This window comes from Lysobacter firmicutimachus (assembly GCF_037027445.1).
GTDB lineage: Bacteria > Pseudomonadota > Gammaproteobacteria > Xanthomonadales > Xanthomonadaceae > Lysobacter > Lysobacter firmicutimachus.
Window position 1 is genome coordinate 4217290 of sequence record NZ_JBANDL010000002.1, and the last position, 13494, is coordinate 4230783.

Annotated in this window: 13 protein-coding genes; 9 read left to right on the forward strand and 4 right to left on the reverse strand. The window is 70.5% G+C overall.

The annotated features are described in order from the left end of the window. Window positions 1-48 precede the first annotated feature (48 nt). Window positions 49-909, reverse strand: a complete 861-nt coding sequence (locus V2J18_RS18245) for a YicC/YloC family endoribonuclease (protein WP_064746607.1) — start codon at window positions 907-909, stop codon at window positions 49-51. Window positions 910-978: 69 nt separating this feature from the next. Here V2J18_RS18245 and rph point away from each other — a divergent pair, with 69 nt between their 5' ends. The 8 genes from rph (at window position 979) to pepQ (ending at window position 8985) form a co-directional block, all read left to right on the forward strand. Then, window positions 979-1743: a ribonuclease PH gene (gene rph / locus V2J18_RS18250; RefSeq protein WP_336132530.1), complete on the forward strand. Its 765-nt coding sequence runs from the start codon at window positions 979-981 to the stop codon at window positions 1741-1743. A gap of 138 nt (window positions 1744-1881) precedes the next feature. Next, on the forward strand, window positions 1882-2274 hold the full coding sequence (locus tag V2J18_RS18255) for a VOC family protein (protein WP_336132531.1): 393 nt from the start codon (window positions 1882-1884) through the stop codon (window positions 2272-2274). Continuing rightward, on the forward strand, window positions 2271-2867 hold the full coding sequence (gene rdgB, locus V2J18_RS18260) for an RdgB/HAM1 family non-canonical purine NTP pyrophosphatase (RefSeq protein ID WP_064746610.1): 597 nt from the start codon (window positions 2271-2273) through the stop codon (window positions 2865-2867). Before V2J18_RS18255 ends, rdgB begins: the two co-directional genes overlap by 4 nt. After that, window positions 2864-3442: a hypothetical protein gene (locus V2J18_RS18265; RefSeq protein ID WP_064746611.1), complete on the forward strand. Its 579-nt coding sequence runs from the start codon at window positions 2864-2866 to the stop codon at window positions 3440-3442. Before rdgB ends, V2J18_RS18265 begins: the two co-directional genes overlap by 4 nt. A gap of 54 nt (window positions 3443-3496) precedes the next feature. Further along, window positions 3497-4690 (forward strand): radical SAM family heme chaperone HemW, encoded by a 1194-nt coding sequence (gene hemW / locus V2J18_RS18270; protein WP_064746612.1) that lies wholly within the window; start codon window positions 3497-3499, stop codon window positions 4688-4690. A 187-nt stretch (window positions 4691-4877) separates the two neighbouring features. After that, a complete protein-coding gene (locus V2J18_RS18275) occupies window positions 4878-7127 on the forward strand; it encodes a DUF1631 family protein (protein ID WP_064746613.1) in 2250 nt (749 codons plus the stop codon). Then, complete coding sequence (locus V2J18_RS18280; protein ID WP_336132532.1) at window positions 7124-7471, forward strand: PilZ domain-containing protein; 348 nt, start codon at window positions 7124-7126, stop codon at window positions 7469-7471. The genes V2J18_RS18275 and V2J18_RS18280 overlap by 4 nt, the downstream gene beginning before the upstream one ends. A gap of 173 nt (window positions 7472-7644) precedes the next feature. Continuing rightward, window positions 7645-8985 (forward strand): Xaa-Pro dipeptidase, encoded by a 1341-nt coding sequence (gene pepQ, locus V2J18_RS18285; protein ID WP_064746615.1) that lies wholly within the window; start codon window positions 7645-7647, stop codon window positions 8983-8985. A 689-nt stretch (window positions 8986-9674) separates the two neighbouring features. Here the strand turns inward: pepQ and V2J18_RS18290 are convergent. Beyond that, window positions 9675-10274 (reverse strand): short chain dehydrogenase, encoded by a 600-nt coding sequence (locus V2J18_RS18290; protein WP_336132533.1) that lies wholly within the window; start codon window positions 10272-10274, stop codon window positions 9675-9677. Between the two features lie 100 nt (window positions 10275-10374). On the opposite strand from V2J18_RS18290, the gene V2J18_RS18295 reads away from it, so the two are divergent. Continuing rightward, entirely contained in the window at window positions 10375-11274 is a 900-nt protein-coding gene (locus V2J18_RS18295; protein WP_336132534.1) for a LysR family transcriptional regulator, read from the forward strand. A 313-nt stretch (window positions 11275-11587) separates the two neighbouring features. On the opposite strand, the gene V2J18_RS18300 is transcribed toward V2J18_RS18295, so the two are convergent. Together V2J18_RS18300 and V2J18_RS18305 are read right to left on the reverse strand one after the other, a co-directional pair. Continuing rightward, on the reverse strand, window positions 11588-12922 hold the full coding sequence (locus V2J18_RS18300; protein ID WP_336132535.1) for an aminopeptidase P N-terminal domain-containing protein: 1335 nt from the start codon (window positions 12920-12922) through the stop codon (window positions 11588-11590). Between the two features lies 1 nt (window position 12923). Further along, window positions 12924-13472, reverse strand: coding sequence for a UPF0149 family protein (locus V2J18_RS18305; protein WP_336132536.1), 549 nt, complete (start codon window positions 13470-13472; stop codon window positions 12924-12926). Window positions 13473-13494 lie beyond the last annotated feature (22 nt).

Below are 13494 nucleotides of genomic sequence, written 5' to 3' on the forward strand. Positions count from 1 at the left end.
CGAGAATCCGCTCCTGGCGAATCCCGAATCGCGAATCCCCATTCCCGGCTACTCGATGTTCTGGATCTGCTCGCGCACCTGATCGATCAGCACCTTGAGCTCGACCGCGGCGGCGGAACTGCGGGCGTCGACCGATTTGGAGCCCAGGGTGTTGGCCTCGCGGTTGAATTCCTGCAGCAGGAAATCCAGGCGGCGGCCGACCGCTTCGCGCAGCTTGAGCACGCGGCGGGCCTCGGCGACGTGCGAATCCAGCCGGTCGAGCTCTTCGTCGACGTCCAGCTTCTGCAGCCACAACACCAGTTCCTGCTCCAGGCGGCCGTTGTCGGCCGGCTGGGCCAGGTCGGCCAGGCGGGTTTCCAGCTTGGTGCGCTGGCCGGCGCGGATGGCGGGCATCATTGTGCGCACTTCGCCGGCGATGCGGGCGATGCCGTCGACGCGCTCGGCGATCACCGCGGCGAGCTTGGCGCCCTCGCGTTCGCGCGAGGCGACGAACTCGTCCAGCACGCCGTCGAGCAGGGCCAGCGCCTCGGCCTGCAGCGCCGCCGGGTCGGCGGCCGGCGCCTGCAGCACGCCGGGGAACTGCAGCAATTCGGTGAACTCGGTGCGCAGCGCCGGGAAGCGCGCCGACAGGTCGATCGCCAGGTCGCTGAGTTCGCGCAGCCGGGTCGGATTGAGCTGCAGCGCATCGCCTCCTTCCGGCGCGCGCAGGCGCAGGGTCAGGTCGAGCTTGCCGCGGCTCAGGCGCGCGCCGATCCTCTCGCGCAACGCCGGTTCGAGCACGCGCAGCTCGTCGGCCAGGCGCACGCCCAGTTCGAGGAAGCGGTGGTTGACCGAGCGCAACTCGCAGCCGAGCGTGCCCCAGGGTGTCGCGCGTTCGCCGCTGGCGAAGGCGGTCATGCTGCGAATCATTCGCTGATTCCGAGCCTTACGGGGGGTGAATGGTAAACTCGCCGGCCCTCAAAACGGTAACTTCGTCCCATGACCGGTCCCCTCGCCGCCCCCGCCCCGCCCCCGGCCGGCCCGGTCGCCCGTCCCAGCGGCCGCGCCGCCGGGCAGATGCGCGAGGTCCGGATCGAGCGCGGGTACACCCGCCACGCCGAGGGCTCGGTGCTGGTCAGCTTCGGCCAGACCCGGGTGCTGTGCACCGCCAGCGTGGACAACAAAGTGCCGGCCTTCCTGCGCGGCAAGGGCGAGGGCTGGGTCACCGCCGAGTACGGCATGCTGCCGCGCGCCACCCACACCCGCAGCGACCGCGAGGCCGCGCGCGGCAAGCAGGGCGGCCGCACCCTGGAAATCCAGCGCCTGATCGGCCGCGCCTTGCGCGCCTGCATCGACCGCAAGGCGCTGGGCGAGCGCACCATCACCCTGGACTGCGACGTGCTGCAGGCCGACGGCGGCACCCGCACCGCCGCGATCACCGGCGCCTACGTGGCCCTGGTCGATGCGGTGCGCTGGCTGCAGGCGCGGCGCGAAATCAACCGCGACCCGATCTTCGGCGCGGTCGCCGCGGTCTCGGTCGGGGTCTACCGCGGCGTGCCGGTGCTGGACCTGGACTACGCCGAGGACAGCGACTGCGACACCGACATGAACGTGGTCATGAACGACGGCGGCGGCTTCATCGAGCTGCAGGGCACGGCCGAAGGCCACGCGTTCCGCCGCGAAGAACTCGACGGCCTGCTCGCCCTGGCCGAAGCCGGGATCGCCGAACTGATCGCCAAGCAACGCGAAGCGCTGGCCGGCTGAGGCCGGCCCGGCAACGAAACACACCGACACCGCGCACCGGTTCCGGCCAAGGCCGGACCGTGTGCGCAGCCGCGCGGGGCTGCCGCCGCGGCAACGGCGCGCGCACACTGGCCGGCCCTCCCCGAACGAGCCGCGCCCATGCATCGCACCCTCGGCAGCCTGACCCTGGTGGTCGGCGACTACGACCAGGCCATCGCCTACTACACCCAGCGCCTGGGTTTCGTCCTGCTCGACGACGTCGACCTCGGCAGCGGCAAGCGCTGGGTGCGGGTCGCGCCCAGCGCGCAGGCCGAAACCGCATTGTTGCTGGCGCGCGCCGACGGCGACGCGCAAAGCGCCCGGATCGGCGACCAGACCGGCGGCCGGGTCGGCTTTTTCCTGCACACCGACGACTTCGCCCGCGACCACGCCGCAATGCTCGCGCACGGCGTGCGCTTCCTGGAATCTCCCCGCGCCGAGACCTACGGCACGGTCGCCGTATTCGAAGATCTGTACGGTAACCGCTGGGATTTGCTGGAACCGAAGGCATGAGATTAGTGCTGGCCAGCAGCAACGCCGGCAAGCTGGCGGAACTGCGCGACCTGCTCGGCGACACCGGGATCGAACTGGTGGCGCAAACGGATCTGGGGGTCGAAGACATCGAGGAAACCGGCAGCACCTTCGTCGAGAACGCGCTGCTGAAGGCCCGTCATGCGGCCGCCGTCACCGGACTGCCGGCGTTGGCCGACGATTCGGGCATCTGCGTCGACGCGCTCGGCGGCGCCCCGGGGCTGTACTCGGCCCGCTACGCCGGCCGCCACGGCGACGCCCAGGCCAATATCGACAAGCTGCTCGGCGCCTTGCACGGCGTGCCCGACGAACAGCGCAGCGCGCATTTCTACGCGGTCATCGTGCTGCTGCGCCATGCCGGCGACCCGCGCCCGATCATCGCCGAGGGCGTCTGGAACGGCCGCATCCTGCACGCCCGCCAGGGCGATCGCGGCTTCGGCTACCAGCCGGTGTTCTTCGATACCGAGTACGGCGTGTCCGCCGGCGAGATCGAGGACGAGCTCAAGAACCGGGTCAGCCACCGCGCGCGCGCCCTGGCCGCCCTGCGCGCGCGCCTGCCGGAGCTGCGCGGGTGAACCGCCTGGCCCGCACCGCCGCCCCGCACCGGCGCTTGTTCCGCGCCGGCGGCCACACCGTGCTGGCGGTGGCGGTGCTGTACCTGCTGGCGATGCCGATCGCGATCTGGATCCACCACGACGGCCTGAGCCGCAGCGGCCACAGCTTCGGCTCGGACCTGGAACTGGCGCTGTGGCTGCTGGCCGCCCTGGTCGCCCTGGTCGCCCTCGCGGCGATCCAGCGGGTCAGCCTGGACGCCGACGGCGGGGTCGGCACCATCCGCTACGCCAACATCACCAGCGGCCACCGCAGCCGCTGCTTCGAACCGGCCGAAGTGGTGTCCATGTCCCTGCATCGGGCCAAAGACGGGCGCCTGCGCCTGACCTCGACCCTGGAACTGCGCCTGGCACCCTCGCCGCACCGGCGCTGGAACACGGTCGCGATCTTCGACGGCGACATGTCCGGCGACGGCCGCGCCGAGCCGCTGGCGACCATCGTCCGCCAGGTCGTGCGCGCCCGCCCCGAGGTCGGCCTGGACGCCAATCTGCGCGCCCTGCTCGCGCCGTATCGCTACGGTACGGCCGCCGACCGGTAAGCTGTCGGCCTGTGTCCTTTTCTCGGGCCGGCCCGAGCGGCCGGCCGCAAGCCGTTGAGCCAGACCTCCGCCAACCCCGCCCTGAGCACCCCGCCGCTGTCGCTGTACGTGCACCTGCCCTGGTGCGTGCGCAAATGCCCGTACTGCGACTTCAATTCCCATGAGGGCCGCGGCGCGCTGCCGTTCCAGGCCTATGTCGACGCCCTGCTCGCCGACCTCGAGCACGACCTGCCGCTGGTCTGGGGCCGGCCCGTGCACAGCGTGTTCTTCGGCGGCGGCACCCCGAGCCTGTTCCCGCCGGAATTCATCGACCGCTTCCTGCAGGGCGCCGGGGCACGCCTGCGCCTGGCGCCGGGCTGCGAGATCACCCTGGAGACCAACCCCGGCACCGCCGAACACGGCCGCTTCGAGCTGTACAAGGCCGCGGGGGTCAACCGGCTGAGCTTCGGCATCCAGAGCTTCGACGACGACTGCCTGCGCCGGCTGGGCCGGATCCACGACAGCGGCGAGGCCGAGGCCGCGGTCAAGCTGGCCCAGGACGCCGGCTTCGACAATCTCAACCTGGACCTGATGTACGCCCTGCCCGGCCAGACCCTGGCCATGGCCGAGCGCGACCTGGAGCGCGCCTTCGCCCTGCAGCCGGCGCATATCTCGCATTACCAGCTGACCCTGGAACCCAACACCGTGTTCGCGGCGCGCCCGCCGCAGGGGATTCCCGACGAGGACGGCGCCTGGGACATGCAGGAGCACTGTCAGGCGCTGCTGGCCGAGCGGGGTTATGCGCAATACGAAGTCAGCGCCTATGCGCGCGAAGGCCGGCGCTGCGCGCACAACCTCAATTACTGGCGCTACGGCGACTACCTGGGCATCGGCGCCGGCGCCCACGGCAAGATCACTCTCGGCGCCGAGCAGACCATCCTGCGGCGTTGGAAGCACAAGCATCCGACCCAGTACCTGGCCGCCGCCGGCAGCGCCGCGGCGATCGGCGGCGACGACCGGATCGACCCGGCGCGGCGTCCGTTCGAGTACATGCTGAACCTGTTGCGCCTGGTCGAAGGCTTCGCTTTGAGCGATTTCGAGGCGCGCACCGGGCTGGCGCGGCCGGCGATCGCGCCGCAATTGCGGCAGGCCGTGGAAGCCGGCTGGCTGGACTGTGACGGCGAGCGGGTTCGCCCGACCGAACTCGGCCGCCGCTTCACCAACGACGTCGTCGCCTTGTTCCTGTCCGACTCGCCCCCGCCCGGATAGCGCGGACCGTTCGCGCCGGAATGCGCAATGCGGCGCGCGCGGTGGCCGCCGCTCCCCCCTCAAGCCGTTGCTGCGAATGGCCGCCTCCTATCGGCTGTCGCGCCCGTCCGCTCCCGCACACGGGATTCGGGCTGGCGAGCGCCCGGGAGGCGTGGTTATATCTCGCGGTCGTCTGCAACCAATTCCCATGCCCGCCACGTACGACCCTCTGGACGCTTCGCCGCCGCGGCCCACCCTGGCCACGGCCGCCCTGCCGCGTCGCGTGCGCCGGGCGCTGGAACAGCTCTACGCTTTGATCAGCGACGAGACCGCGCCGCCGCTGGAGCGGATGCTGGCCGAGTTCGAGCAACAATTGTTCCGCCAGGCCGATCAGGCCCGCCTCCCCAGTCTGCAAGCCGGCTATCTGGAAACCCTGCGCCTGGTGCGGCTGCGCCGCGCCGACCTGATCCCGCGTTTCCTGGTCCTGCTGGAAGCCGCCCTGACCCGGGTGCGCGAGCCGCCCCCGCGCGCGGTCAAGGCCGGCACGCCGAGCTTCGGCGACCTGCGCCTGCTCGACGACAGCGAAATCGACGAGGACACCGTCCTGCGCAACATCGCCGTGCGCCAGGAGTCGCGCTCCAGCCTCGGCCTGATGCTGCTCGGCCAGCGCTTCGGGGTGCTGGCCGGCGGCCCGGCATTCGATGCCGAGCGCCTGCCGGTCGGCCCGCACCGGCTGGGCCGGATCTTCGCCGACGCCTGCCAGCCGCTGCAGATCGGGCTGGACTCGCGCCTGGATCTGTACCGGGTGTTCGACCAGCAGGTCATGCCGGGCTATGCCCACCTGGTCGAGCAGATGAACGCCCTGCTGGCGCGCGAGAACGTGCTGCCCGGCTTGTCGTTCGTGCCGCTGCGCACCACCCGCGACCGCAGCGCCGTCGACCCCGCCGCCGCCGACAAACCGCGCGCGGCGCCGGCGGAGACCGCCCCGGGCACCGCACAACCGCGCCCCCACACCGCTTGGCTCGGCCAACGCAACGCCGCCGCGCCGGCCGAGCGCAACCGCGACGAGTTCGCCACCCTGCAGCGCTGGCTGGACGAGCGCCGCGGCTTGGTCGACCGGTTGCGTCCGCGCATTCCCGGCCAGCCGCCGACCGCGATCGCGCTGGACACCGGCGAAGTGCTCGATGCCCTGACCCGGGCCGACCAGGAACTGCCGCGCGGCGAACAGCGGCTGCGCAAGATCGCCGAGTTGCGCCAGGCCGTGCTCAGCCGCGCCCAGGCCGGCACCTCGCTGTCGCGCGACGACGGCGACGTGTTCGAACTGCTCGACCTGCTCTACGACGAAATCGAACACCGCCTGCGCGGCGACTCGAACATCGCCGCCCTGCTCAACCGCTTGCAGGCCCCGCTACTGCACGCCGCGCTGCGCGATCATTCGCTGCTCGGCCAGCAGAGCAACCCGGCGCTGCAGCTGCTCAACACCGTCGCCGAAGCCGGCGCGCGCTGGACGCCGAACGACGATGTCGATCCGCAGTTGCTCGAACCGCTGCACCGCGCGGTCGACCATGTCGCCACGCACTTGAGCGACGGCGAGGCCGCGTTCGACTACGCCAATCAGCGCCTGCAGGAGCAATTGCAGACGCTGAACCGCAAGGCCGAAGTGACCGAACGCCGCCACGTCGAGGCCGCGCGCGGCAAGGAAAAGCTCGAACTGGCCAAGCGCCGCGCCGCCGAGACGGTCGAATCGATCAGCGCCGACCAGCGCCTGCCGCGCTTCGTCCAGAGCCTGCTCAACCAGGCCTGGGCCGATGTGCTGACCCTCACCCTGCTGCGCCACGGCGAAGACTCCGAAGCCTGGCGGCGCCAGCTCGAAATCACCGGGCAGATCGTCGCCGCCAACAACGGCGAAACCGGCCCGGCCGCGCCGGCAGGGCTGGAAGCGGACATCGAACACGCGCTGGGCCTGGTCGGCTACCACGCCGACGACGCCCGCGCGATCGCCCACCAGCTCAGCCTGGGCGCCGCGCCGGGCGAAGACGCGGCCTCGCGCACCGAACTGGCGATGAAGCTGCGCGCGCGCGGCCGCCTCGGCGAAGAAGCCGCTCCGGTGCGGACCGAGCTGCCGCCGCGCAACGAAGCCGAGCAAGACTGCTGGGAGCGGATCCGCACTCTGCCGTTCGGCACCTGGTTCGAATTCGTACAGAACCAACAGGGCGACGTGGTGCGGCGACGGCTGTCCTGGTTCAGCACCGTCACCGACAACGCCCTGTTCGTGAACCAGCGCGGCCAGCGCGTGGGCGAGCAATCGCTGGACAGTCTGGCGCGGATGATGGCGCGCGATCAGGCGCGGGTGGTCGCCGCCGAACGCAGCGGCCTGGTCGAGCGCGCCTGGCACGCGGCCCTGGACTTGCTGCGCGGGTTCGGCGCCAAGCCCCACGATGCCGGAGACGGCGCATGAACGATCCTTTCCGCCGCGCCCGCCGGCGCCGCATCGCCGACACCGTGCAGGTCGTGGACACCATGACCGAGACCGTGATCGGCCACCTCGGCAATCTGTCCGAGACCGGCATGATGCTGATCGCCAGCGCGCCGCTGACCGAGGACGCGCTGTACCAGCTGCGCTTCGATCTGCGCGACTCGGCGCAGCAGCCGCCGATCGAGGTCGGCGCGCACCTGCTGTGGCAAGACCGCGCCAGCATGCCCGGCCAGACCTGGGCCGGCTTCCGCTTCATCTGCGTGCCCGAGAACGGCATGCAGCATCTGCGGCGTTGGCTGGATTCGCCGGGCGGCAACTACGCGTAGCGGACGACAGCGGCGCAGTCGCGAGCCGGGACCGGGGCGCAGGGCCAACGGACAAACCGCGCAAAGCCGGCCGCCGCCGCTTTGGCCGAGGCCTATCCGCCGACTCCTGGCTTCAGGCACTGCCGGCCGCGAGGGCGCAAAATAGCCCCCGTCCCCGCCAGTCCGCGCCCGCAATGACCGCTTCCGACCGCTCCGCCGATCCGTCCGCCCTGTACGCCTCGCACGTCGCCGAACTGCAGCGCCGCGCCGAAACCGCGCTGGAACGCGGCGGCTTCGATCACCTGGTGGTGCCCAGCGGCACCTTGCACTATCAGGTCTTCGACGATCGCGACTACCCGTATGCGGTCAATCCGCAGTTCAAGGCCTGGGTGCCGCTGGTGCGCAATCCCGGCAGCTGGCTGGTGTTCACGCCGGGCGCCAAGCCCAAGCTGGTCTATCTGCAACCGTTCGACTACTGGCACGTGGTGCCGCAGGCGCCGAGCGGCTGGTGGGTCGAACACTTCGAAGTGATCGTGATCCGCGAGCCGCAGCAGGCGCTGGCGCATCTGCCCGCCGACGCCGCCCGCTGCGCGATCCTCGGCGAGCCGCAGAGCGCGCTGGGCGCGTTCGCGCCGAACAATCCGCCGCCGGTGATCGATTACCTGGAGTACCACCGCGCGTTCAAGACGCCCTACGAAGTGGCGATGATGCGCGAGGCCACGCGCAAGGGCGTGCGCGCGCACCGCGCCGCCGAAGCCGCGTTCCGCGCCGGCGCCAGCGAATTCGACATCCACCTGGCCTACTGCGCCGCCGCGCGCCAGGACGCCAACGAACTGCCCTACGGCAACATCGTCGCCTTGAACCAGAACGGCGCGGTGCTGCACTACATGGAACTCGACCGCGAAGCGCCGGCGCAATCGCGCAGCTTCCTGATCGACGCCGGCGCCAGCCACGTCGGCTACGCCTGCGACATCACCCGCACGTACGCCGCCGACCGCGACGGCGAGTTCCAGGCCCTGATCGACGCGGTCGACCTCGCGCAACGGCGCATGTGCGACCAGGTCCGCGCCGGCTTCGACTACAAGCAACTGCATCTGGACGCGCATCTGGCCCTGGCCGGCATCCTCAAGGACTTCGGCGTTTTGAAGACCTCGCCCGAAGCCGCGGTCGCCACCGGCGTCAGCGGCGTGTTCTTCCCGCACGGCATCGGCCACGGCATCGGCCTGCAGGTGCACGAGGTGGCCGGTTTCGCCGCCTCCGACCGCGGCGGCCGCATCGACAAGCCGGCCGGGCACCCCTATCTGCGCCTGACCCGCGTGCTCGAACCGGGCATGGCGGTGACGATCGAGCCGGGCTTGTACTTCGTCGACTTGCTGCTGCAGGGCCTCAAGCAGGGCGAACACGCCGACAGCGTCGACTGGAACCGGATCGAACAGTGGCGCCCGTACGGCGGCATCCGCATCGAAGACGACGTGGTCTGCACCGAGGCCGCGCCGGTCAACCTGACCCGCGAAGAGTTCGCTGCGGTGGACTGAGCGCCGCCAGCCGTAGCACGAAGGCGCGAGTCGCCGTCCAGAACTTTGCAGCTGCTGTTGCTGCTGTTGCTGCCGTTGCCGTTGCCGTTGCGGTGAAGAGCTTGGCGTCGCAGCGAACTCGCGAGAACGCCCTGAAGCCCCGAAGGGCGGGCCGCAGGGATGCGGCCCGTGCGCAGCCAGGCCAGGGATGGCCTGTGCGGAGCAGCCCGGCGAAAACCTCGTCCCATAGTGGCTTTTGATCCGAAAACAGCCATGGCGTTTTCTTTGGTTACTTTCTTTGTCGCCTTGGACAAAGAAAGTGACCCGGCCGCTTGCGGACGGAAGCTTTGCTTTGAGCTTTGAGCTTTGAAGCTTTCGAAGCCTTCGAACGACAGACGCCGCGAGACCGCAAGAACGCGGTCGCGGCTTGTGATCAAAGGAAATCCCTATGGGGCGCCGCTCCTACAGCGATGATTTCGGGCTTCGATAGATGGCGGAGGCGTTGACTCCTCTGCGCGTCCCTTGGTCGCGGCTCACGCCGCTCCTACAAGGGCGCAGGACAAAGACACGGCGAAGGGCGAGATGGCTTTGAAGCCTTCGAAAAACAAACGGCGCGAGACCGCAGCAGCGCGGTCGCGGCTTGTGACCGAAGGAAATCCCGGTGGGACGCCGCTCCTGCAGGGAGCGGTGGCGCGACCGCCATGCGCGGATCACCAAACCTTGTACACCCGCCCGCTCTGCACGCCCTCGACGCTGCGCTGGTAGGCCAGCGCCGCCTGCGCGGCGGTCACCGTGCCGAAGCCGGGGAAGAAATCGCCGTACGCTTCCAGCGACTCGGTCAACAGGGTCGGGCTGACCACGTTGATCCTCAGGCCGCGCTGCAATTCGCAGGCCGCGCCCTGGACGAAGCCCTCCAGCGCCCGGTTGACCGCGCTGGCGTTGGCGCCGGCGCGGATCGGCTCGTCCGCGACGATGCCGCTGGTCAGGGTGATCGAGCCGCCATCGTTGAGGTGGTGCTGGCCGAGCAGGGCCAGGCGCACCTGGCCGAGCAGTTTGTCGTTGAGGCCGATCGCGAACTGTTCGGGGCGCATCTCCGGCAACGGGCCGAAGTGCAGCACGCCGGCGGCCGAGACGATCGCATCGAGCTTTCCGGTGCGCGCGAACAGCGCTTCGACGCTGGCGTCGTCGGTGATGTCGACCGGGTAGTCGGCGCTGCTGCGGCCGGCGGCCAGGATCTGGTGCTTCGGCGCGAGCCGTTCGGCGATGGCCCGGCCCAGCGTGCCGCTGGCGCCGACGAGGAGGATCTTCATGAGGGCGAGTCCAAGTGAGGGAACAGCGGCCAGTCTGCGCGCCGGGCCGGCGCCGGTGAATGCGCTAGGATTTCGCGCACCCCTAACCAGCGGTTAGCCCATGGACAAGCTGCGCAGCATGGCCGTGTTCGTCGCCGTCGCCGACACCGGCAGCTTCGCCGCCGCGGCCGAGGCCGAAGACCTGTCGGCGGTGATGGTCGGCAAGCACATCCGCCAGCTCGAACAGCACCTCGGCGCGCGCCTGCTCCAGCGCGATACGCGCAAGCAGCGCCTGACCGAAGTCGGCGCGGCGTTCCTCGACGATTGCCGGCGCATTCTCGACCAGGTCCGGCAGGCCGAAGCGGTGGCCGAGCGGCTGCGCGACGACGCCCGCCCCAGCGGCCGCTTGCGGGTCACCGCGCCGCTGACCCTGGGCGGCAGCGCGGTCGCCGCAGTGGTCGCCGAATACCTGCAGCGCTATCCCGAGGTCTCGGTCGAACTGGTGCTGGCCGACCGCCTGTCCGACCTGATCGCCGAAGCCTTCGACGTGGCGATCCGGATCGGCCCGCTGGCCGACTCCGATCATCTGACCGCGCGCCCGCTGCGGCCCTACCGGATGATCGTCTGCGCTTCGCCGGACTATCTGCGCCGCCATGGCACGCCGACCGAGCCGGCGCACCTGGCCGAACACAACTGCCTGCATCACCTGCTGTGGCACCGCAACGCCGGCTGGCGCTTCGACGCGCTGGGCCCGGAGCCGCTGCAACTGCACGGCAACTTCGCCACCAACCACGGCGAAGCCCTGCGCCGCGCCGCGGTGGCCGGATGCGGCATCGTCCTGCAACCGGAAGTCCTGCTCGCCGACGACCTCGCCAGCGGCCGCCTGGTGCGCCTGCTCGAGGATCAGTTGCCGCCGCCGCGCCCGGTGCACCTGCTGTACCCGCGCGACCGCCAGCCGTTGCCCAAGCTCAGCCGCTTCGTCGAATTGGCGATGCAGCGCATGGGGCCGGAGTCGGAGTAGCCGCCTGCGGCTGTACCGGAGGAGCGGCGGGCCGCAGGGGTGTCCTCCGATCATCGACCGCGACCAGCGAAGCGGTGAGTACCCGGCCGCCTGCCAAGGCCAAGCTCCCACGGGAGTGACCGGCGCAAGGTCCTGAAGTCCAGGCTTCGGTCACTGCGCTCGCGTGCATCGTCGCGGTTGTCGCGGCTTGCGCCGCCCCACCCCAAGGCGCATACGTCGCCCAAGCTGTTCCCGCCTTTGCAAAAGAGGGCCAGTGGGGATTGCCCTCGCTCTTGTTCTAGGGCTTGGTCTCGCTTCGGCAGCCCGGCCCGCCTCAGGCCGCGCGCCGGCGCGCCATCAACGCCTCGATCTCGTCCGCGCTGCGCGCCAGGCGATCGGTCAACACCTCGCAGCCGGCCTTGGTTACCACCACGTCGTCCTCGGTGCGGATGCCGATCCCGCGCCATTTCGGTTCGACCGTGCTGTCGTCCGCGCTTACGTACAGGCCCGGCTCGATGGTGAACGCCATGCCCGGCTCCAGCAACCGCGACTCGCCGTCGATGCGGTACTCGCCGACGTCGTGTACGTCCATGCCCAGCCAATGCCCGGTCTTGTGCCGGTAGAAGCGCTTGTAATGGCCCTCGGCCAGATTCTTTTCCAGCTTGCCCTTGAGCAGGCCGAGCCGCAGCAGGCCTTCGGTCAGGGTCTCGACCGCGGCCAGATGGCCGGCCTCGTAGGGCACGCCCGGCCGCGCCTGGGCCAGCGCCGCCGCCTGCGCCGCGCCGACCAGATCGTGCAGCGCGCGCTGCTCCGCCGTGAAGCGCCCGTTGACCGGGAAAGTACGGGTGATGTCGGCCGCGTAGCCGCGGTACTCGGCGCCGGCGTCGATCAGGACCAGTTCGCCGTCGCGGATCGGCGCGTTGTTGGCGCGGTAATGCAGTACGCAGGCGTTGCTGCCGGCGCCGACGATGCTGCCGTAGGCGGACTCGGCATCGTGGCGGCGGAACACCGCCTCGATCTCGGCCTGCAACTCGTATTCGTGCAGGCCCGGACGCGCCGCGGCCATCGCCGCCTCGTGGGCGAGCACGCTGATGTCGGCGGCACGCTGCATGAAACGCAGCTCGTCGCGGTCCTTGAACAGGCGCAATTCGTCGAGCAGATGGCCGAGTTCGAGGAATTCGTGCGGCGGCTGCGCGCCTTGGCGCACCATCGCCCGCACCCGGTTGAGCCAGCCGATCAGCTTGAGATCGAACTCGACGTCGCGGCCGAAGTGGTAGTAGACCCGCGAACGGCCTTCCAGCAGCCCCGGCAGGATGTCGTCGATGTCGGCGATCGGATAGGCGTCGTCGAGGCCGAACGCCTCGACCGCCCCTTCCGGCCCGAAACGCGGGCCGTCCCAGGCTTCGCGCTCGGCATCGCGTTCGCGGCAGAACAGCAGGGTCTCGCCGTGGCGCCGGCCGGGCACCAGCACCAGCACCGCCTCCGGCTCGGGAAAGCCGGTCAGATAGCTGAGGTCGGAATCCTGGCGGAACGGGTAATGGGTGTCGCGGCTGCGGATGCGTTCCACCGCCGACGGCACGATCACGATCGCGTCGTCGCCGGCCATGTCCATCAGCTGCTTGCGCCGCCGCGCATAGGCCTTGGCCGGCATGGTCAACGCGGTCAGCATGTCAGTTCAACCGCTGCCGGTGCTGGGCCGCCATCGCCACGTCGCCGTGCAACAGCAGGGCGACGATGCGGACGAATTCTTCGATTTCGGTCAACGCTTCTTCGTCCTCTTCGTCGCCATCGTCCTGCGGCGCGGCCGCGGCCAGCCGGGCCAGGTCGCCCAGGGCCTCGCGGCTTTCTTCCGATAGGGTCGGCGCCGAACCGGCCGAGAGGCCGAAGCCGCCGAGGAAGCCGCGGCACCAGTCGAACAGGGCGCCGCTGCGCTCGGACAGGGAGGCGTCGGCGTCGGGCAGCAGCAGGTCGAAACCGAAGCTGCGATCGCCGAGTTGGGCCGCGCTGGCCAGGCGCAGGCGGTCGAGCGGACCGCGCTCTTCCGGCGTGGCCACGGCCTCGTCGGCCAGCACCTTGGCCGGCCATTCGCGCACCGAGGCGCCGCCGCCGGCCAACCAGCCGCACAAGGCGCCATGCAGTTCGGAGGCGGACGCGCCGAGGGAGAGGCGGCGGCTCTCGGCATCGACGTCGGACAACGCAGGCAGTTCGGTCGCGGCCACAGGCTTCAGGTCGGGGGAGTCG